A 21058-nucleotide genomic window follows, 5' to 3' on the forward strand; every position below is an offset into this window, starting at 1 on the left:
AAATTGTCATATAAAACTTCTACCACAAGATTTTCTGATTCAAATCTGCTTTTTACACTAACAATTTCTTCATTTAATTCCAGACTATTAAGTATAGTCATTTCATAGCCATAGGGATTATTTGTATATTTATTGTAGGTTGATGAATAAGTTGTTAATTTTGTGACTTCTTCTAATTCATCTGCATATACTGCATCTATTGAAAAAATAATAATTAGAATTATTAATATCATCAAGTTTTTGAACTTCATCTGTTCCTCCACGTCGAACTGCTTTTTTAATAATTCTAACAAACATAACACTAAGTGTCAATTGATAAAACAAAGATGAGATCCTTCACTTTGTTCAGGATGATATAAGGGTGTTTGTTTGTACTTGAGTTTTGCTTCTTGTTATGCTATAATCCTAGTTATTAATTAAGGAGGACACATTATGGTTACTGCTGACACTTTTAAGAGAGGACTTTATAAGGGTATTGTAACTTTTTTCGATTTGTCAAAAATACTTATCCCTGTTTATATTGGCGTTCAACTTCTTTCGATTTCAGGAATTTTAAATATTATTGCAGACTTCTGTACCCCTATCATGTCTGTTTTCGGCCTACCGGGGGAATCATCCTTAGTATTGATATTAGGTTACTTTTCCGGTGGTTACGCTGCCTTAGGAGCAATGGCTGTTATTGAACTTACAGGTGTTCAAGTAACAACTTTGGCAATAATGGTTTCAATAGCTCATAGTTTAATAACTGAAGGAGCTGTAGTAAAAAAACTTGGTGTAAGCTCTTTTGCGAGTATAACATTGAGGCTGTTTTTTTCAATTGTGATGGGATTCTTATACAACAGGATATTCGGGTGATTATTATGGATATAATTATAAATTTATTAATTAATTTAATTTCTTTTTTGTGGAGTATTGCGAGGGTTCTCATTCCGGTAATGATTGTAATAGAAATATTCAAGGATACGAAGCTCATAGACAAAATATCAAATGCATTTAAACCAATTGCAAACTTTTTTACTCTGAGCGAAGAGTCAAGCATTTCTCTTGTATTCGGTATGATTTTCGGATTAACTATAGGCGCGGGTGCTATTATACAAAGTGCAAAGGATTATGATATTGATAAAAGAAGCATTTTTTTAATCTGCATGTTTTTATCTATGTGCCACGCTGTTTTTGAAGATACTATAATCTTTTCAGCTGCAGGAGCAAATGTATTTGCATTGTTGTCTGCAAGATTGATAGCTGCTACACTTATCACTTTCATTTTTTCTAAGATAATAAAAAAAGAAACACAAGTAGAAGTAAAAAAAGCAAGGATTAACTAAAATCCTTGCTTTTTATTTTAATTATCAGATAAATCTTTTACTTCTGTTTCATCGCTATTGTATAATGCGAATTTATTGTATCCGTAATCTTTGAATTGGTTTAACTGTTTTCCCAATTTCTTCGCTTTTTCATAAACAGCAACTGTATACCCTTCATTTCTTAATTCATCTGCTTTTTTCAAAACATTTATGTATTTATCTGATGCATCATACAACAATACTAATTTTTCCAGTCTAGGTACTTTGAATTTTTCATCCAGTAATTGATTTACCAATCTTTCAAATCCTATTGAAAATCCTATTGCAGGAATTTTTTCTCCAATGAAATTTCCAACCATTTCATCGTATCTTCCTCCTCCTGCTATGGAGTATCCAAGATTTTTGTATGCAATTTCAAAAATCGAACCTGTATAATATCCCATTCCTCTTATCAATGTAAAGTCAAATTCAATGTCATAATTGCCGTTCGCATAAATTCTTGCTTGATCTAAAACGTCTTTTATTTCTTCAACTACTTCTTCTGAAACGCCATATTCAATAAGACTGTCTGTTCCATTTTTATTGATGCTTTCAAGCGCACTGATTAATTTTTTAGTGGATTCTGCGTTGTATTCTTTATCATTTAATTCTTTCTCAACACCTGATATTCCAACTTTGTCTAATTTATCAACAACTATGCACACGCCGTCAAACTCTTCTTCTGAAAATCCACAGTTTAATATAACTGCTTTTAAAACTCTTCTGTCATTGAATCTTACCACGAAGTCTTTAACATCAAGTGCAGTCAACGCTTTTGCAGTTGTTGCTATAAGCTCTAATTCTGCAGCTTTTGTTCCATCTCCGATTATATCTATGTCACACTGCTTGAAACTTCTGTATCTTCCCTTTTGTGCTCTTTCAGCTCTGAACACATTTCCGACCTGCATTGCTTTAAATACTGTCGGTAAGCTTGAACGGTTGTTACAGTAAAAACGGCTTAAAGGAACTGTAAGGTCATATCTTAAGCCTAAATCAGCCAAGTCCTCTTCCGTCAGTCCTTCTTTTGCAAAGTCAAGCTTCTCACCTCTTTTTAATATTTTAAATATTAATTTAAGATTTTCTCCACCTTTGCTGCCTATTAAATTTTCTATATTTTCAACTACCGGTGTTTCAATAAGTTCAAATCCGCTTTGTTTGTATGTATTTACTATAACACCTTCTACATAATCTCTGATTTCTTTTTCCTGCGGCGTTATATCACGCATACCTTTCGCAGGGTTTAAATTAACTTTCATGTAATCCTCCGTCATTTTACGTTATTTTACGTTTTAGTCTATGTTAACAAATTAATTATAAGTTTACAATATTTTTTTACATGTTTTAAGTAATGATGAGATCCTTCGCTTTGCTCAGGATGACATAAGTATATTCGCATGTTCAAAGTAATGATGAGATCCTTCGCTTTGCTCATGAACAATTAATTACAGGTATGTTTCTAAAAATTGTTTGTTTATTTCTTCAGGCACAAGGCTTCCACCTGTTGCCCATGCAATATGAGTTGCATTTTTCATTTTATTTTCTAGTTTATTATCTTTTATGTACTTTTTGCCTTCCTCTGACTGCTCCATTTTTATTACGCCTTCAAATGCCGCACATGCTGACGGCTCAATGTTGATGTTTTCTGAACTGCTAAGGAAACGCATATTATCATAAAGTTTGCTGTCTGATACTGTGAAAACTCCTCCTAATAAATGGTCCATTTTTTTGCCTACTAATTTTGAAGGTCTGCCTACCGCAAGACCATCTGCATGAGTTTTCCCGTCAATTCCCAAATCCTGCACACATATGTCATTATGAAGACCTGTAGCCATTCCTATGAGCATGCATGGTGAATGAGTAGGTTCTACAAAAAAGCAATGCACATTGTCCATATAAACGGATTTAAGTCCATATGTAATTCCTCCGGGTGCTCCTCCTACTCCGCAAGGCAGGTATACAAACAGAGGATGATTCTCATCCACTAAAATATTCATATCATTAATTTGTTTTTCCAATCTTCTTGCTGCTACACTGTATCCTAAAAATAAATTCATGGAATTCTCATCATCAACAAAGTAACTCATCGGATCCTGGTCTGAAAGTTTTCGTCCTTCTTCAACTGCTTTTGAAAAATCGCTGTCATATTCCACAACTGTTGCACCTTTTGAACGCAACAAATCTTTTTTCCATTGTTTTGCATCTGCCGACATATGTACTGCAACTTTAAATCCCAACGCAGCGGAAGTTATACCAATGCTTAGTCCCAAGTTTCCTGTGGAGCCTACCTGTATTTTATACTGATTGAAAAAATCTCTGTATTTCTGCTGTGCCAGCACTGAATAATCTTCATCTTTTGTAATCATATTGTTATTTAATGCTAGTGTTTCAGCATATTTCAGCACTTCATAGATGCCGCCTCTAGCCTTTACCGATCCTGCTATTGCAAGGTGGCTGTCCATTTTAAGCAATAATTTTCCTGTAATTTTAGTGTTGTACGACAATTCCAGCTGATTCTTCATATCACTTATTTCTTTCAATGGTGATTCAATTATACCGTTAGAAGATTCTGTTTCCGGAAATAATATTTTTATCAACGGTGCAAATTTATTGAGACGATTTTCAGCATCGTCTATTGCTGATAAATCCACATTGAGTATTTCTGCAGCTTCTTTATATTGAATTAATTTAGGATTAAGCCACAATACTTCTTTTAGTTCCGAAACATTTTTAAGGCTTTCACTTTTATTTAGTAATTCATTCTTATTTATCATGGTGCCTCCCGTTTTATGTCACCCTGAGGAGCAGACAAAGAATCTCATTATTTAGATGAGGTCCTTCGCTATCGCTCAGGATGACATACAAAATTTTACATCATTATATCATATTATTACCATTTTTTATATTAAAATTTCTTCTGTTGTTGTTATAATTTCAGCTGATTTTATTTCAGTTAAATCGCCTTTGCTTGTATTGAATACATTTTGAGCAATAATTGATTCCATAACTGTTCTTACTTCAGCTTCTGTTAAAGCATCTTTAGGATCATCAATTGTCATGGATGATGTCGCCCCTAGCGCTGTTACAAATGCCATTACTAATTTTTTTGCCATTCTATCACCCCTTCCTTAAAATTCATTTAATTATAATATCTTGATATTCTTATATTTCATTAATCAGCTGATATTCTTCGTATCTCACTACATTTGTAAGTGCGTGTGCCTGAAGTCCTGCCAATGAAACTCCAAGGTTAAACAAGTTATCATTTGTAACAGTTGACTTAACGTTTGAAAATGTCTTACTTTTAATAATGTCTTTGTTGTTTTCATCAACTCCTGCATTAAGAACAATCTTAAATTTGGAATCTGCCTGATTTGCTACTACTGCCATTTTATCACCTCCAGATGATTTTAATACTATATAGCAATTGTGTGCCAATTGTATTGATAAAATTTCTGCAACATGATAATATGTGCATATGATATTAAATCAAGAGGTAATTATGAATAAATCAATTATTAAGGAAATTAATATTATAATTAAAAACATGGATAACAGCGATTATATATGCAGAGTAAAATATGTAATCTTTTTTATATGCAACGTAATTTACAGCTGTAGGTTAAATGGTTTTGATATTTTAAACGATAATTTTTCATATTTCAAATGTAAATATGGTTTAAATGAAGATGATATGAATATATTTACGAAATATAAAAAATTTAATCTTAATTTCTTTTTTGCTGAAGAAAAAATATATGAATTAATTTCTAACAACAGGGATGATTTTTCAGAAAACTTTCAGCCTGCTTCTCTTTATGAAATTTTGCTTACTTCAAAGGAAAGAAAATCTTTGGGACAAGTATATACTCCAATTAAAATTATAGATCAAATGCTCACCCAAATATTTACCGTTAAATCAATTGACAAAAACACCACCATTCTTGATCCTTCATGTGGCGGAGGATACTTTCTTATTGAAGCATTCAAAAAGATTAAAAATCAGTGTTTAGAAAATGTTGATGACAGATATATTTTGGAGCATATGCTTTATGGCATAGATATTGATGATTTTTCAATATTTTTAACAAAAATGGGCTTGCTTTTTTGCTCTGCTTGCACTCAGGTTAATTTTAATATTATTAATACGGATTTTTTAATTGATTCATTTGATTTTAACTATGTAAACAAATTTGATATTATAGTGGGAAATCCACCATATGTAGGACATAAAAATTCTTCTGCAGAATACAAAAAAGTACTTTATGAAAAATATCAGGATGTATTCTATGACAAGGCTGATATTTCTTATTGTTTTTTTAAAAAAAGCAAGGATTTGCTCTCATCAGATGGCATTATCTCTTTTATAACGTCGCGGTATTTTATGGAAGCACTTTATGCAGACAAGCTAAGAACATTTATAATTAGCAATTTTCATATTGTATCTTTGCTAGATTACAGCGGAAGCAATATTTTCAAGGATGTAATGGTAAGTCCTGCAGTTATAACACTGTCAAATATTGCCGGGAACAAAGACGACTTTTCATACGTCAAATGCAATGAGGACAATGATTTTACCGAAAAATTCAATTTTAGTCAAAACAAGCTTAAAAATTCAGGCTGGATTATATTAAAGGATTGTGACGAACAACTTTTTGACCGAATTGAAAGTATTTCCAACACATACATTAAGGATGTATGCAATATAAAACAAGGTATTATAACAGGTTTAGACAAAGCCTTTATTGTTGATGAAGAAACTATCGAAAAATATAAAATTGAGAGTTTTCTGCTTAGAAAATGGATTAAAAACAGCAACATAAGGGATGATGGAATTAAATATAATAATTTGTACTTAATATATTCAAATAATATAGAAAATGAATTTAGTTGTCCTAATGCAATAAAATATTTATCAACCTACCATGAAAAATTAATGGAAAGAAGAGAATGTATTAAGGGATTTAGAAAATGGTATGAGTTGCAGTGGGGTCGTAATCAATTTGACTTCGAAAACCCTAAAATTGTTTTCCCTTATAAGTCGAAAGGCAATAATTTTTATTACGATACAAATGAATATTTTTGCAGTGCTGATATTTATTTTATCAATGATTTGCACGAAAATGTCGTCTCTGACTACATGATTTCTTATTTAAATTCTAATGTTTTCGAATTTTATTTCAAGTGTCAAACAAAAAAAGTCGGGAATAACTTATATGAATATTATCCTAATAAATTGAATAATGTTAAAATTTATTTACCTCAGGAAAGCACGCAACAAAATATATCTGATTTAGGAAAAATTAGTATTGAATTTTTCCTAAAAAAGGTGTTTAATATAAGCGAAGAGGAGGTAAATAACATTATAAATAAATATATACAAAAAAGGTGATGACGCATATTGAGACAATTTAACAAGCTATTATTTTTTATTACTATTTTTATTGTGTTATCCATTCAGACAGTCTTTGCAAGAACCGTGTATTATGACACTTATAATCACTGGGCACAAAGTGATATTGATTTTGCTTCAAACACATTGCAGGTTTTCAAAGGCTATGGCGACTTTACATTTAAGCCGGAAAATAATATTACAAGAGCTGAGTTTATTACCATATTAGCAAGAACGGCTTACAGACAAAATCAAATGAATGAAGTTTATACAAGTGACATAACTTACAGTGATATGTCAAACAAACATTGGTCTTATACTTTTATTATTTCTATGTATGAACATTTAAAATCAAACAACAGTTATTCTTTTAAGGATATTTTCCCAGGAACAAATTTTTATCCCAACAAAGCAATAACAAGAGAAGAATCAGCTGCTCTCATCGCAGCTTTCTGTAAGGATTCTATTTATGACAACCCGCTGAATTTAAGCGATGTAAGCACCAGCAACAAATATTATGATGAAATACGAAGACTTAAAAATGCAGGAATAATTGTTGGATACGAAAACAAAACTTTCAGGGGAAGCACTAATATTACCAGAGCGGAATCAGCAGCATTAATAAAAAGAGTTTATTTGGACATTAAGACAAGCGATGCAAGCAAATATTTAACTAAGCTCGAATTTATGCCTATTAAGGGCGAAGATATGTATTCCTATTTTGGAACATATAACTTAAACACTACTAACGCTAACGACAAAAAATTCATAAAAGCTAAGGATACACTAGAATATATATCATTTGGAGGATACATTTTTCCTGAGGATTCTCATTTGTATGATTTAAATGCTGTGGAAACAATGGAAACATTGCGTTCAAGCGGTTACTACAACGTTGCAGGCACTAATTTTTATATGATAACTTTCGGAAGCTACAACGATTCAGAAAAAACCGAATTTGCAAATGAAATTTTAGCAAATATTATCGCGAGAAACGATTTTAAAAATTCTGAACTAATGCAAGTTTTCGCAGCAGTAAGCAAGTATAACGTTAAAGAAAATTTGTACATTGATGCTTTGGAAAAATGGGATAACATCACAACAAGCGACAATGCAAGAGCAAATATTTTATTTTACAGATATGCATTTTATATTAAAAACAACAATAAAGAAATGCTTAAAACCCTGGTTTTTGATGATTTAAAAAAAGCTAACAGCATACCTTCTCTTCTAGATATTAATTGGGGTTTGGCAGCAGATTCAGGTACAATTGATTTTAGAAATTACAGTTTTGGAAATTATAGTTTTTCATTGTATAAAGGCACTACATTGTACAGATACAATTTAGATCCTCCTATCCCTTTTAACTACATTTCAAAGGTTGTAGAGCTTGTGGATATGTTATTGATAGAAAAAACTGTTAAGCCATCTACAAGTAGCTTGGCAAATTATGAAAGTATCTTTAACAAATATTCATTAAACAGACTTTACGCATTGAACTTTATCGGTGAAAAGGAAAGAGCTTTTGTTGAAGCATTAAATGATTATGAAATAATCAAGGCTTTTAAAATGTACAGTACAAATAAACTGCAGTTAGACGACACTTATACAGGTATTTTAAAAAAAGTAAAAGAATAAAAAATGCGATCCTTTGGGCTTACCCTCAGGATGACAACGTCATAATTCGTTGTCATCCTGAGCGCTCGAAGGATCTCTTTTTATTAGGCGTATAATTTCACTATTTCTGTTAACAGTTCAACTGTTTTTTCCATGGATTGAATTGGAACATATTCGTATCTTCCATGATAATTGTGACCGCCGGTACAAAGATTAGGACATGGAAGCCCCATGTATGACAACCTTGCTCCATCTGTTCCACCTCTTATCGGAACTACTTCCGGCTCAATTCCAATATTTTTCATAGCTGTTTGAGCGGTCTCAACAATGTGCATGTGAGGAAGAATTTTTTCTTTCATGTTGTAATAAGAATCTTTCAATTCAACAACTACAGTGCCTTCTCCATATTTTTCATTTAAATAATTTGAAATTTTAATAAATCTTTCTTTTTTAATATTAAATTTATCTGTGTCATGGTCACGCACAATATAATTTAAATTTGTTTTCTCAACATCTCCGCTTATATCATTCAAATGGTTGAAACCCTCGTAGTTTTCTGTATTGTCAGGAGTTTCATGTACAGGAAGCATGCTTTGAAATTCCATTGCAATTAATATAGAGTTTTTCATTTTGTTTTTTGCAGAGCCAGGGTGGATATTAGCTCCGTTTATTGTAACTTTTGCACTTGCTGCATTGAAATTTTCATATTCTATTTCTCCAAGCGCTCCCCCGTCCACAGTATAGGCAAAGTCTGCACCGAAATCTTCCACATTAAATAAATTTGCTCCGTTTCCTACTTCTTCATCAGGAGTAAAACCTATTTTAACAGTACCGTGTTCAATATCCGGATTATTTATTAAAAATTCAGCCATAGACATTATTTCTGCAATGCCTGCCTTGTCGTCAGCTCCCAACAGGGTTGTTCCGTCAGTGACTATTAAATCATTGCCAACATAATTTAACAAGTGTTCAAACACGCTTGTTTTCATAACTATATTTTTTTCTTCATTTAATACAATATCACTGCCGTCATAATTATGTATGATTTTTGGTTTAATATCATTTCCCGGCATGTCAGGAGATGTATCCATATGAGCAATAAATCCTATTACAGAAACTTGCTTTTCCGTGTTTTTAGCCAATGTTCCGTACACATAGCCATGTTCATCCATGTAAGCATCTTTGATTCCAATTTGCTTCATTTCTTCAACTAAAAAAGCTGCTAAAACCTTTTGTTTTTCACTGCTTGGAATCGCTTCAACATCTTCTACTGACTGAGTGTCAAAATTCACATAATTTAAAAATCTTTCGTGTACTTTCATATTATATCCTTTCTATGAAAATTTTCATTTTATAAATTATTATAACACCTAGATATACAGATATCAACATTCATAATTTACAATTGAAATCGCAACAAATTTGTTATATAATGAGCGAAACAACCAACATAACAAGGAGGGTTACAATGGATTTCATTAAAGAATCTTACAAAGTTAAAAGTGCAACAATAATTAAAAACCTTCAAAAAAGATATATGGAAGGATATTATTTTGATACTAAAGAAGAAGCAGTAGAAAAAGCTATGTCTCTTATCAGTCAAGATGCTGTAGTATCATGGGGCGGTTCCTGTACTATTGATGAACTTAACATTAAAAATCTTCTTGAAGAAAAACATATTGCAGTAATTGACAGAGATAAAGCTACATCTCCCCAAGAAAGAGTTAAGTTAATGAAACAGGCCTTGACAGCAGATGTTTTTTTAACAAGTACTAATGCAATAACAATGGATGGGGAACTTTTAAACATAGATGGTAATGGTAACCGTTTAGCTGCTTACTGCTACGGGCCAGACAGTGTTATAGTAATTGCAGGAATGAACAAAGTTGTGACTGACTTAGATGTTGCAATAAAAAAAGTAAGGGCTGATGCTACTGTACCTAACACATTCAGAACAAATTCACAAACCCCTTGCCACTTTACAGGTAAATGCACAGAATGCACTATGAGCGACACTATATGCTGTCAAATATTAACAACAAGATTTTGCAAGCCGCAAAACAGAATTAAAGTAATATTAGTTGGAGAACATTTAGGTTTTTAACATTGAGATCCATTGGATAACTATAGATTAAATACCACTTTTATGTCATCCTGAACATAGTGAAGGATCTCATCTTTGTTGAAAACATGAGATTCTTCGGCTACGCCTCAGAATGACAAGGTCGAAAAGTTTACTTTTCATCAAGCTGAGAGGTCATATAGAAAAACGGAGATTATAATGAAAATAATTCATACATCTGATTGGCATTTGGGAATCAGTCTGCACAATGCTTCATTAGCTGAGGAGCAAAGACATTTCATAGACTATTTGATAAATGTTGTGAAAGAAAAAAACATTGATGCAGTAGTGATTGCCGGCGATGTCTTTGATTATTCAGTATCCAGTTCAGAAGCAATAACTTTGTACAATTATGCTGTTACCAGGCTATGCAATGAAATAGGAATTCCTGTCATTATTGCTGCAGGAAATCACGATGGAGCAGCGAGGCTTGCATCATGCAACGAGCTGTTAAAGAAAGCAGGTCTATATATAAACGGAAAGCTTTCAAATGATATAAAAGCTGTGGAGTTGGAAAATTTAAATATTTACCCTCTGCCCTACTTTAATGCGGATGAAGTAAAAGCACTTTATCCGGAGGAAAAAATCAGCACCTACTCAGACGCAATGAACTTAGTTATAAAAAACATTAAACAAAGTTTCCAACCGGGTAAAAAAAACATACTGATGTGCCACTGCTTTGTGAGCGGTTCGGTTCTTTCAGAAAGTGACAGAACTGCAATGGTTGGAGGAACGTCTGTAGTGTCAGCTGACATATTTGACGGCTTTGACTATGTGGCAATGGGACATCTTCACAAAGCACAAAACAGAGGTTACAACATCAGATACAGCGGTTCTCCTCTTAAATATTCTTTCAGTGAATCAACTAACACAAAGACTATTACAATATTGGATATCAGTGATGAAATAAAAGTTGAAGAAATAGAAGTAATTCCTCTTAGAGAAACCAGAGTTATCAAAGGCACCTTTGATGAAGTTCTTGCTGTTGCGCAAAATGATGCGCACAAAGATGACTACATTAAAATAGAAATTTCAGACATGTACGCAGGTATGGAAGCAGTGGAACTTTTCAGAACGCACTACAATAATTTGCTCAATATTTCAGGTAGAATGAATGAAAAAGAAGAAAATGAACTTACCGTTGATGAATTGTACAAGATGACACCAAATGATATACTGGAAAAGTTTTACCGAGAAGTAACAGGATGTGATGTGACTGAGGAACAAATCAATTTGTTTCAGCGGGCTATGACTGCAATTCAGGACGAGGAGGTAACTAAATGATACCAATCAAACTGTCCTTTCAAGCCTTCGGCCCCTATGTAAAAAAGCAGGAAATTGAATTTGATAAATTTGAAAATTCAGGAGTATTTTTAATTCATGGAATAACAGGTTCCGGCAAGACTACAATTCTCGATGCAATTACATATGCACTTTACGGCAAGTCAAGCGGAGGAAATCGCGGAGACATTACAGCCATGCGCTGCCAGATGGCAAAGGAAGAAATACCTACCGAAGTAGAATTTATATTTAAAATTTCAGAAAAAACATATAAATTCACCAGGAATATAATCATCAAAACAAAAAGAAATGGAAGCAAAGATTACAATGTTGCGCAAAATGCCATGTTTTTAAATAAAGACGGAATATTTGTGCCATTTTTTGAAAATCCAAAAATTAAAGATGTAGAACAAAAATCATGCGAGATTATTGGGCTCAACCACGAACAATTCATACAGGTAATAATGCTTCCTCAAGGTAAGTTTGAAAAACTTCTGGTTGCAAAATCAGATGAAAAAGAAGAAATACTTGTTACTTTGTTCAATGCAAAAAAATGGCAGGAGGCAGCTGAATGGATTTGCAACGAAGCTAGAAACATCAGCAAAGATGTCGTTTTAAAAAGAGAAAATATTAATGTAATGCTAAAATCTGAAAATGCAGAAACTAAGGAAGATTTAGAGACCAAAATTTCAAATTTAACAGAATCAATTGAAAATATCACTAAAGAAAAATTTAAATCAGAAGAACTTCTTAAAGACGAAAAAATAAAGCTTGAACTTCAAAATGACACATTTAATTTATTTGAAGAAAAAAGCAGAACGGAAAAAGAACTTAAAAAAATAATAGAGCAACAAGAAAAAACGGATATTCTTTCAGCTAAACTTGAAAAAGGAAGAAAAGCATTAAACGTTGAACAAAAATATACATATGTAATAAACGTCCAAAGAAAGTTTAATGAATCAAAAGAAAAGCTGGAAAAAGAACAGAAAAATAATGCTATTTGCATTGATATAAAGGATAAAACCGAAAAATCACTGCAAGAACTAAAAAAGAACGAAGAATACATTGAAAAGTTAAAAGAGAATAAAATTAAAGCTGAAGGTCTTACTGAAGTATACAGTCAAATAACCAGTTCAAAAACAGATGCTGACAAGCAAAACAAGAAATATGAAGACCTCAGAAATGAAGAATTAAACAAGCAAAAGCTTTTAAATTCAACCAAAGAAAAACTGCAGAAATATTCACAAATGAAAGATTTCATATTTAATAATTACAGTTTAAAACTTCCTGAATTAAAAGAAAAAGCCGAAAAATTTAATATGATGGATAAAAAAACTGCTGAAGTTCAAATAATTCAAACGGAAATTAATAAAGCAAACAATGCATTGAATGTACTTAAAAAAGACCTTGAAGAATGCAAAAATTCATTTGTATTGCAAAAAAAAGAGTATGATAGTTTGTACGGTAAATACATTGGGCAAGCTGCATTTTTAATAAGCGAAGAACTTGAAGATGGGAAAAAATGCCCTGTGTGCGGCAGCATCCATCATCCCGAAAAGGCATCAAAGTCTGACAGCAATGTTGATTCTTCACAAATAAATGATTTGCGAGTAGCACTTGATAAATTAAATGAAAATTCGATGGAGCTAAACAACATTATTGCAAAACAAGATGCAGCAAAAACATCAAAATCTGAAAAAATGCAAGAACTCCAAAATGAAATTAACGAACTTTCCAAAAATTTAAATAGCTATTCTAAGGAAAATATATATACTTGCCTTAAAAAAGCAGAATCAGAAATCAATAAATTACAAGAAATAATTGCTACAGAAACGAAACTTACCGCGCAAACAAGCAAACTTGAAGGTGAATTAATTTTAATTAATAACGATTTGTCTGTCCAAAGCAAATTAAAGGAAGAAAGTCAGGCTAAGTACAATTCACTCAGTGAACGTAAAATAGACGGTATAGAAAGTGAAGCTGATTTAATAAATAAAATTAATGATTTTGCTGCAAAGATAAACGACTATTCAAATAAACTGATAAGTATTACTGAACAATACAACAATGCTGACAAAAAATTAAGTTCATCTAATACAAGTTTAATGTATTTAAAGGAACAGACAGACAAATTATGCGATGAATACAATGAAGCTAAATCAGAATATATTGAAATACTTAAATCAAACAACTTTGCTGATACTGAAGAGTTTAAATCTAATTTGGTTAATCAGGATATACTGGACGATTGGGACAAGCAAATTCAAAATTACATTATTGAAAAGGGTTCTGTTGCCAAAAACCTGGAAAGACTTGAATTTTTAACTAAAAATAAAACGAAGCCAAATTTGGATGCAATTAAAAACGCAGTTTCCTCACTTGAAAAAAATATTACAGAGCATGAGAAGCAAATTGCATTGCACACCGACGGGAAAAATCGCCTGGAAACAATAATAAGAAAAGTTTCAAAAGAGCAAAAAATATTGCAGGAATTAATGCACAAATACGATACTTATTATAACTTTGGGATAACTTTAAGAGGTGATAAAGGAATAAGTTTAAGGCGTTACGTGCTTGGTGTAATGCTTACTTCTGTTACAGTTGAGGCAAACCGCCTTTTGAAAAATGTTCATGACGGAAGATACCAACTTTGCAGGACGCTTGAGGGAAGCGGAAGGTCAAGAAAAGCAGGCTTGGAACTTGAAGTATTTGATGGTTATTCAGGTGAAAAAAGAGGAGTTGCCGGTTTGTCAGGAGGAGAGAAGTTTCTCGTTTCCCTTGCACTTTCATTAGGATTGTCATCAGTGGTGCAGTCTCAATCCGGTGGTATTAAAATTGATACAATGTTTATAGATGAAGGCTTTGGAAGTCTGGACTCTTCATCCATTGCTGATGCCTTAAATATTTTGAGTTCTGTCAAGGGTTCTAAAAGACTTGTTGGAATTATATCGCATGTTCAATTGCTTAAAGAAACAGTTGAAGCATCAATAACAGTACAAAAGGACAGAAATGGTTCATTCTTGATAATTAACAGTTGATTTTATAAAATCGTGCCAGTAAATGGCACGATTTTTTTATATTTTTTCAGGTTCTGGGTATGTTTCTCCGAAAGTTTCAACTGTTACTTTGTTTAACTTAACTTCTTGAACCGGTCTATCTGAGCGGTCTCTTTTTGTTTTAGCTATTTTGTCTACAACATCAAGGCCTTCGATTACTTTTCCAAAAGCAGCATATTGTCCGTCAAGATGTGAAGATTTTTTATGCATGATAAAAAACTGTGAGCCTGCAGAATTTGGAGACATAGATCTTGCCATTGACAAAACTCCTGCATCATGTTTTAAATCATTTTTAAAACCATTGCTTGTAAACTCTCCTTTAATAGAGTATCCCGGACCTCCCATTCCATTTCCGTTTGGGCATCCTCCTTGAATCATAAATCCTTCTATTACTCTGTGAAAAATCTTTCCATCATAAAATTTTTTGTTAATTAATGAAACAAAATTATTAACAGTGATTGGAGCTATTTCAGGGTACAATTCAGCTTTAATTACATCACCGTTTTCAAATTCAAATGTTACTATTGGTAAATTCATAAATCCTCCATAATTGTTATATTCTTTATTATACTTTACACTAACATTAAAAATAATTCAACATATAATGTTATTTATTTAATCTCTAAATATTTTTCAGCTTAATTTTTTAAATAACAATTATACTATTGTGTTTTAACAAATGCTTTGTAACAACTGAAACAGTCTGGAATATATTGAAGTAAAGTAACAGTAAATTATGAGGAGGTTATACCAGCATGAGATGCTCAAATAATAACAATGCAATCGCAGGAACTTGTGGTATTGTAGATAGATGCTGTACAGGTCAATCTGGCTGTGATTGGGATGGCACATTAAGAAATGTAGTAACAGAACCAATTTATGTTCAAAAAGTTTATGATGCAGTACTATTTAATTTACAAGGTTTAAAAACTGCGCAAGATACGGTTTTTGAACCACATTTAGGATGCGGAACAAACATTATCAGAATAGCAGACATAAGATGCAAAAAATTCTTCAACCCAGACGATATTTGTGATGACTGTAATTTAAAAATCAACCCTAAAACTACATTGTCCGGCGGACAATTTGTAAAAAAAGGAGATGGGGACTACAAAGTTGTAGGTCCTGATGGTACTTTAAGTCAAAAGCTAATTTATGCAGACACATCATTCTGTGATGATTTAGACCAAGGAACTCCGATATTTGGAACACAAAATATAGAAGTAACAGGTTGTGTAGAGGTTGAAATTGATTTAGTTGTTTCTCCTTGCAACTCAGATAATGAAAGTATAATTACATTAACAGCTGTTGTGGAAATAGCAGATAAATGCAACCCGTTAGTATTGACTAATTTCTTTGAAATCTGCGTCCCTTCAGTAGTTGACTCAGCATTTTTGCCAAGATTCACTGAATTTTGCAACCTGTCATGCATAGTAAGACTTGCAACAAACAGTATTCAAAGAGACTTTACATTAGACCCTAGAACAGGAGAGTTGTCAATCAATCTTATTATTTCACTCTGTATATCATGTGAAAAGAAAATTGTAGTTCCGGTACAGCTTTGTGTACTCTCTACAGGCTTCACTCAATTATCACCAGAACAAGCATCAATTTGCCCGACATTCCCAAGACTGTTCCCAAGACAAATTGACGAAAACTCTGGTGGCGGTAATTGCTGCCGACCAAGAACAACATCCACAGAAGATTAATAAGAAAACTTACAATAAAACCTGCTTATTCAGCAGGTTTTTTGTTACCTTATTTATGCATGTTATCTTTTTCTATGTCACCTATTCCTTTTTCAATTAAACGCATTTCTATGGATTCTTCAACTATTGTTTTTATAAGAACTACAATCGGAACTCCAAGAATCATGCCTGGAACTCCAAACAAGTTTCCTCCGACAGTTACTGAAGTAATAATCCAAAATGGGCTTACACCAACATTTCCACCTACTATTTTTGGATCAAGAATATTTGCGTCCAACTGTTGTATCACTAAAATTATTATCAAAGCAGTCAAGGCCTTTGGTGGATCTACAAAAAATGATACAACTATAACAGGTACAGAACCTATAATTGGTCCAAAGTATGGAATAATGTTAAATACACCTATAATAGTTCCTAATAACGGTGCATATGGCACTTTAAATATGTAAAATACTATGACACATATTATGCCCACTATTGTAGAATCTAAAATTTTCCCGTTTAAAAAACTTTTAAAAATTGAATTGCCCCTGCTGAATACATATAGATATTTTTTGGCCGTATTTTTATCAAAATATGCATATATAAGTCTTCTGCCTCTTGCAAGTATATCCTCTTTTTCAGACAACATGTAAATATTGATAATAAAACTTGTAACTACGGTAAAAGTACTTGAGCCAATATTTGTTACCAGTTTCATCAAAAAATTAGACATTTCTATAAGTAAATCATTGATAATGCTTTTTACTGATTGACTTGCCTGCAAAATATAGTCAGTAACATATGCAAAATACTGATTGTCTATTTTGTTTTTCATATCAGATAATATTTGAACAATATCCACATTTCCATCCATGATGAAAGTCATTATGTTATTGATATTTTCAACTATCTGTGGAACTACTTTATATATTAATGTTCCTATTAAGCCAATTAAAATTATACATGCTAAAAAAATTCCTTGTGCTCTTCTCACTTTTAGTTTTTTCATAAAAAATGTCACAACCGAATCTAATAAATAAGCTATTACCAGAGCATAAATAACAGGTTTAAAAGATTCTGCAATCCAGCCGAATGTATGAGGACTGAAAACACACAATAAAATCAGCAACACCATAGCCAATATAGGCAATGACATTTTTACTATACTTTTGTACTTGTCTATAATTGTCCCTCCCAGTTACATTATTTTAGCCTGCCCTCTGTATACAACACCTAGTTTACCGTTTACAGTTAAAATTTCACCATCTTTTATTTCCTTTGTGCAGTTTTCGGCACCAACTATTACTTCCTTGCATAAATTCATTCCTACAATAAAAGCATGGGATGTCAATCCGCCTTCTTCAACAATTATTGCCGAAGCTTTTTCCATAAACTCAACAACATCCTTTTCAGTTGAATTCATTACGATAATATCACCATCTTCAAATTTATCTCTCAATTCTGCTGCATTTTTAGCAACTCTCGCCCTCGCAACAACAGTTTCCTTTCCAACTCCAACTTTTTTGTAAAGAAGTTCACTGACAATATGCACTTTCAATAAATTTGTACTTCCTGACACTCCCACAGGAACTCCTGCTGTTACAATTGTAATGTCGCCATTTTCTATGTAGCCGAGTTCTAAAGCCTTGTCTACTGATTTTTCTATTATTTCGTCAGTTGATTGAAATTTATCAATTTTTATTGGATACACTCCCCAATAAAGTGACATTTTGCGCATTACATACTCGCTTTCAGTTGCAGCTATTACAGGAGCAACCGGTCTGTATCTTGATACTGCTGCAGCTGTATATCCTGATGAAGTAGCTGATATAATTGCTGAAGCTTTTAAATCCAAACAAGTTTTGCAAGTTGCATAACTTATGGAATTTGTAATGCTGTTATTGAGCCCTGTATTTTTACTTTTTAATATTTCTTCATAATCAAGAGAGTTTTCAATCATTGTAGCAATTCTGTCCATAGTTTTCACTGCTTCTGTGGGATAACTTCCTGATGCAGTTTCTCCGGAAAGCATTATGGCATCTGACCCTTCAAATATTGCTGTTGCAACATCTGACACTTCTGCTCTTGTAGGTCTTGGATTTCTCATCATGGAATCCAGCATTTGTGTTGCTGTAATTACAGGTTTACCGGCATCATTGCATTTTTTAATCAATGTCTTTTGTACTAACGGCACCTCTTCAGCGGGTATTTCTACCCCCAAATCACCTCTTGCAACCATTATTCCATCTGACACTTTTATTATTTCATCAATATTCTCAACGCCTTGCCTGTTCTCTATTTTTGAAATAATCATTATGTGATCGGCGTTTCCTTCTTCTAAAATCCTTCTGATTGCTATGACGTCATCTGCTTTTCTTATGAAAGATGCTGCAATAAAATCAACATCTTGTTCAATTCCAAATTTTATATCGCTTATGTCTCTGTCATTTAATGCAGGTAAATTTAATTTTACATTTGGAACATTGATGCCTTTTTTATTTTTTATCGTTCCGCCATTATTAACTATACATTTTAAATCTGTATCATCGATTTTTTCAATAACTTCCAGGCAAATTAGTCCGTCATCCATAAGTACAATATTACCCGGTTCAACATCTTGCGCAAATTTCTCATATGTAACGCTTGTGATTTTTTCATTGCCGAGAATGTTCCTTGTTGTAAGTACGAACTCCTGCCCTTTTACAAGTTCTGCCTGATTATTTTCAAAATCCCTTGTTCTTATTTCAGGGCCTTTTGTATCTAACATTATTGCTGTTGTTGTTCCAAGTTCTTCTCTCACTTTTTTTATTACATCTATTTTTGCTTTATGCTCTTCTTGGCTTCCATGAGAAAAGTTAAGTCTTGCTACATTTAATCCGTTTAAAACCAATTCTTTAAATATGTTTTCATCTTGTGATGCTGGACCTATGGTGCACACTATTTTTGTTTTGCGCAATTTTCGCAATATTTTCATCTCCTTTTATATGGACAATATTTTTGTTAGCTCATATGTATTTTCATCAAATTGTTTCTTCATTGAAAGTGCTTCTGTTATATCCATATGAAATATTTCATTTCCATTAACTCCAAGCACTCTGTTAGAAATTGAATTATTTAACAACTCAACCGCTTTTGCTCCCATCTGGCTTCCTATCAATCTGTCAAAGGCTGATGGTGTTCCTCCTCTTTGAGTATATCCTAAAACCGAATATCTGGTGCCAACACCAGTTTTTTTCTCTATTATCTCGCTTATATTCTTGGCATCACCAGCTCCTTCTGCCAAAATAATAATGCTGTGTTTTTTGCCCCTTGCTCTTCCCTGCATTATTTTATCGCACACTTCATCTATATTATACTCAACTTCAGGAATTATAACCATTTCAGCACCTCCGGCAAGTCCTGCATAAAGAGCAATGTCTCCACAATTCCTTCCCATTACCTGAATTACATTTGTCCTTCCGTGAGATGAGGATGTATCTCTGATTTTTTCTACAGATTCAAGTACTGTAGTGAGTGCAGTGAAAAACCCCAAAGTGTATTGAGTGTATGGCAAATCATTGTCAATAGTTCCTGGTATTCCTATGGTTGGAACTCCAGCTTTTCCAAGCTCCAGAGCACCCTTGAAGGTTCCGTCCCCTCCAATTGTAACCAATCCGTCTATTCCAAGATATTTTATATTGTTTAAAGCTTTTTTAAAGCCATCTTCTTGTTGAAACTCTTTGCTTCTCGCGCTTCCAAGAACTGTTCCTCCGCGATGTATAATATCTGCAACAGATGAAAGGTTCATCTCTATGCCGTCACCTTCTACCAAACCTCTGAAGCCGTTTTTTATTCCTACAACATTTATATTATTGAAAATTGCAAACCTTACAACTGCCCTTATGGCAGCATTCATGCCCGGCGCATCTCCCCCGCTGGTAAGTACTCCAATTTTTTTCATACATGCCTCCCTCATTTAATTGCTATATTGTTTTCTCCCAATATTTTCTTTAAATTATTTATTAAATTTTCATTTTCTATATTTACCCAATTTTTTTTAGGCAAAACCATGTTTGTTTTATCTTTTTCATTATAAATTATAACACAATCATTTCCATTGCACTTACAAATATTTGAAAACAAATCATTTTTTATTTTCATATAATGCCTTTTGTCAGCAACTTTTAAATATAACTTTCTTTCTTTTGTATTTTTGTAAGCGCTGGCGGATGCACTTTTTTTTAGCTCTGTAATTTTATTTCCTATAAGCTTCGGTGCTTCCTCTTCTGCTGCATTTATTACTCCTTCAATTAAAACTATATTGTCTTCGTATAAAATTTCTTTGCAGTTCTCGTAAACTTTAGGAAAAATAATCACTTCCACAGTACCGTACAAGTCTTCCAAAGTTATAAACGACATCATATTGTTGTTCTTTGTTATTTTATTTTGTTTTTTTATAATTATTCCGCCTATTACCACTTTGCTTCCATCATGAAGATTATTGTTTTCTTCACCTGCTTCATTTGCATTTTTTAATTCAGTAATTTCGCTGGAATTGGTAGTTGCTGTTTTATCAAGCT

The 21058-nt window shown here is 32.7% G+C and carries 19 protein-coding genes; 8 read left to right on the plus strand and 11 right to left on the minus strand.

The genetic code is table 11. The annotated features are described in order from the left end of the window. Positions 1-251, minus strand: a 251-nt coding sequence (locus SA378_RS05900; RefSeq protein WP_318525055.1) for a hypothetical protein, incomplete at its 3' end; no start/stop codon positions are given. Positions 252-432: 181 nt separating this feature from the next. On the opposite strand from SA378_RS05900, the gene SA378_RS05905 reads away from it, so the two are divergent. Continuing rightward, the gene (locus SA378_RS05905; protein ID WP_318525056.1) at positions 433-855 is read left to right on the plus strand and encodes a nucleoside recognition domain-containing protein; all 423 of its coding nucleotides are present in this window, start codon (positions 433-435) and stop codon (positions 853-855) included. Between the two features lie 5 nt (positions 856-860). Continuing rightward, the gene (locus SA378_RS05910) at positions 861-1325 is read left to right on the plus strand and encodes a nucleoside recognition domain-containing protein (protein ID WP_318525057.1); all 465 of its coding nucleotides are present in this window, start codon (positions 861-863) and stop codon (positions 1323-1325) included. Positions 1326-1342: 17 nt separating this feature from the next. Here SA378_RS05910 and hisS read toward each other — a convergent pair whose 3' ends face one another. The 4 genes from hisS to SA378_RS05930 all read right to left on the minus strand — a co-directional run bounded on the left by hisS (position 1343) and on the right by SA378_RS05930 (position 4730). Beyond that, entirely contained in the window at positions 1343-2599 is a 1257-nt protein-coding gene (hisS, locus tag SA378_RS05915; RefSeq protein ID WP_318525058.1) for a histidine--tRNA ligase, read from the minus strand. A gap of 186 nt (positions 2600-2785) precedes the next feature. Beyond that, positions 2786-4111 (minus strand): D-serine ammonia-lyase, encoded by a 1326-nt coding sequence (gene dsdA, locus SA378_RS05920; protein WP_412178676.1) that lies wholly within the window; start codon positions 4109-4111, stop codon positions 2786-2788. Positions 4112-4240: 129 nt separating this feature from the next. Continuing rightward, positions 4241-4453 (minus strand): DUF2922 domain-containing protein, encoded by a 213-nt coding sequence (locus SA378_RS05925; RefSeq protein ID WP_318525060.1) that lies wholly within the window; start codon positions 4451-4453, stop codon positions 4241-4243. A gap of 49 nt (positions 4454-4502) precedes the next feature. Next, complete coding sequence (locus tag SA378_RS05930) at positions 4503-4730, minus strand: DUF1659 domain-containing protein (protein WP_318525061.1); 228 nt, start codon at positions 4728-4730, stop codon at positions 4503-4505. A gap of 112 nt (positions 4731-4842) precedes the next feature. Here SA378_RS05930 and SA378_RS05935 point away from each other — a divergent pair, with 112 nt between their 5' ends. Both SA378_RS05935 and SA378_RS05940 read left to right on the plus strand, forming a co-directional pair. Beyond that, the gene (locus SA378_RS05935; protein WP_318525062.1) at positions 4843-6732 is read left to right on the plus strand and encodes an Eco57I restriction-modification methylase domain-containing protein; all 1890 of its coding nucleotides are present in this window, start codon (positions 4843-4845) and stop codon (positions 6730-6732) included. A gap of 9 nt (positions 6733-6741) precedes the next feature. Beyond that, entirely contained in the window at positions 6742-8370 is a 1629-nt protein-coding gene (locus SA378_RS05940; RefSeq protein ID WP_318525063.1) for an S-layer homology domain-containing protein, read from the plus strand. An 83-nt stretch (positions 8371-8453) separates the two neighbouring features. Here the strand turns inward: SA378_RS05940 and pepT are convergent, their stop codons facing one another. Continuing rightward, complete coding sequence (pepT, locus tag SA378_RS05945; RefSeq protein ID WP_318525064.1) at positions 8454-9671, minus strand: peptidase T; 1218 nt, start codon at positions 9669-9671, stop codon at positions 8454-8456. A 146-nt stretch (positions 9672-9817) separates the two neighbouring features. On the opposite strand from pepT, the gene SA378_RS05950 reads away from it, so the two are divergent. The 3 genes from SA378_RS05950 (at position 9818) to SA378_RS05960 (ending at position 14790) form a co-directional block, all read left to right on the plus strand. Beyond that, positions 9818-10453, plus strand: a complete 636-nt coding sequence (locus SA378_RS05950; protein ID WP_318525065.1) for a lactate utilization protein — start codon at positions 9818-9820, stop codon at positions 10451-10453. A gap of 177 nt (positions 10454-10630) precedes the next feature. After that, entirely contained in the window at positions 10631-11755 is a 1125-nt protein-coding gene (locus tag SA378_RS05955; RefSeq protein ID WP_318525066.1) for an exonuclease SbcCD subunit D, read from the plus strand. Continuing rightward, positions 11752-14790, plus strand: a complete 3039-nt coding sequence (locus tag SA378_RS05960; protein WP_318525067.1) for an SbcC/MukB-like Walker B domain-containing protein — start codon at positions 11752-11754, stop codon at positions 14788-14790. The genes SA378_RS05955 and SA378_RS05960 overlap by 4 nt, the downstream gene beginning before the upstream one ends. 36 nt (positions 14791-14826) lie before the next feature. Here the strand turns inward: SA378_RS05960 and SA378_RS05965 are convergent, their stop codons facing one another. Continuing rightward, on the minus strand, positions 14827-15345 hold the full coding sequence (locus SA378_RS05965) for a peptidylprolyl isomerase (RefSeq protein ID WP_318525068.1): 519 nt from the start codon (positions 15343-15345) through the stop codon (positions 14827-14829). Between the two features lie 218 nt (positions 15346-15563). On the opposite strand from SA378_RS05965, the gene SA378_RS05970 reads away from it, so the two are divergent. After that, positions 15564-16517, plus strand: coding sequence for a hypothetical protein (locus SA378_RS05970; RefSeq protein ID WP_318525069.1), 954 nt, complete (start codon positions 15564-15566; stop codon positions 16515-16517). A gap of 49 nt (positions 16518-16566) precedes the next feature. On the opposite strand, the gene SA378_RS05975 is transcribed toward SA378_RS05970, so the two are convergent. The 4 genes from SA378_RS05975 to SA378_RS05990 all read right to left on the minus strand — a co-directional run. Further along, complete coding sequence (locus tag SA378_RS05975) at positions 16567-17655, minus strand: AI-2E family transporter (RefSeq protein ID WP_318525070.1); 1089 nt, start codon at positions 17653-17655, stop codon at positions 16567-16569. Positions 17656-17697: 42 nt separating this feature from the next. Then, positions 17698-19455, minus strand: coding sequence for a pyruvate kinase (gene pyk / locus SA378_RS05980; RefSeq protein ID WP_318525073.1), 1758 nt, complete (start codon positions 19453-19455; stop codon positions 17698-17700). A gap of 24 nt (positions 19456-19479) precedes the next feature. Then, positions 19480-20439 (minus strand): 6-phosphofructokinase, encoded by a 960-nt coding sequence (gene pfkA, locus SA378_RS05985; protein ID WP_318525071.1) that lies wholly within the window; start codon positions 20437-20439, stop codon positions 19480-19482. A gap of 11 nt (positions 20440-20450) precedes the next feature. Next, the coding region (locus SA378_RS05990; RefSeq protein ID WP_318525072.1) for an OB-fold nucleic acid binding domain-containing protein at positions 20451-21058 on the minus strand (608 nt) is incomplete at its 5' end.

Origin of the sequence: Sedimentibacter sp. (genome assembly GCF_033447055.1) — a bacterium.
GTDB lineage: Bacteria > Bacillota > Clostridia > Tissierellales > Sedimentibacteraceae > Sedimentibacter.

What these genes read in the sequence shown, in the direction of transcription:
- SA378_RS05935 (WP_318525062.1), top strand. Translation starts at nt 4,843, where the DNA reads ATGAATAAATCAATTATTAAGGAAATTAATATTATAATTAAAAACATG.
- SA378_RS05960 (WP_318525067.1), top strand. Translation starts at nt 11,752, where the DNA reads ATGATACCAATCAAACTGTCCTTTCAAGCCTTCGGCCCCTATGTAAAA.
- pfkA (WP_318525071.1), bottom strand. Translation starts at nt 20,439, where the DNA reads ATGAAAAAAATTGGAGTACTTACCAGCGGGGGAGATGCGCCGGGCATG.
- SA378_RS05925 (WP_318525060.1), bottom strand. Translation starts at nt 4,453, where the DNA reads ATGGCAAAAAAATTAGTAATGGCATTTGTAACAGCGCTAGGGGCGACA.
- SA378_RS05910 (WP_318525057.1), top strand. Translation starts at nt 861, where the DNA reads ATGGATATAATTATAAATTTATTAATTAATTTAATTTCTTTTTTGTGG.
- SA378_RS05975 (WP_318525070.1), bottom strand. Translation starts at nt 17,655, where the DNA reads ATGTCATTGCCTATATTGGCTATGGTGTTGCTGATTTTATTGTGTGTT.
- pepT (WP_318525064.1), bottom strand. Translation starts at nt 9,671, where the DNA reads ATGAAAGTACACGAAAGATTTTTAAATTATGTGAATTTTGACACTCAG.
- hisS (WP_318525058.1), bottom strand. Translation starts at nt 2,599, where the DNA reads ATGAAAGTTAATTTAAACCCTGCGAAAGGTATGCGTGATATAACGCCG.
- SA378_RS05950 (WP_318525065.1), top strand. Translation starts at nt 9,818, where the DNA reads ATGGATTTCATTAAAGAATCTTACAAAGTTAAAAGTGCAACAATAATT.
- SA378_RS05970 (WP_318525069.1), top strand. Translation starts at nt 15,564, where the DNA reads ATGAGATGCTCAAATAATAACAATGCAATCGCAGGAACTTGTGGTATT.
- SA378_RS05905 (WP_318525056.1), top strand. Translation starts at nt 433, where the DNA reads ATGGTTACTGCTGACACTTTTAAGAGAGGACTTTATAAGGGTATTGTA.
- SA378_RS05965 (WP_318525068.1), bottom strand. Translation starts at nt 15,345, where the DNA reads ATGAATTTACCAATAGTAACATTTGAATTTGAAAACGGTGATGTAATT.
- SA378_RS05930 (WP_318525061.1), bottom strand. Translation starts at nt 4,730, where the DNA reads ATGGCAGTAGTAGCAAATCAGGCAGATTCCAAATTTAAGATTGTTCTT.
- SA378_RS05955 (WP_318525066.1), top strand. Translation starts at nt 10,631, where the DNA reads ATGAAAATAATTCATACATCTGATTGGCATTTGGGAATCAGTCTGCAC.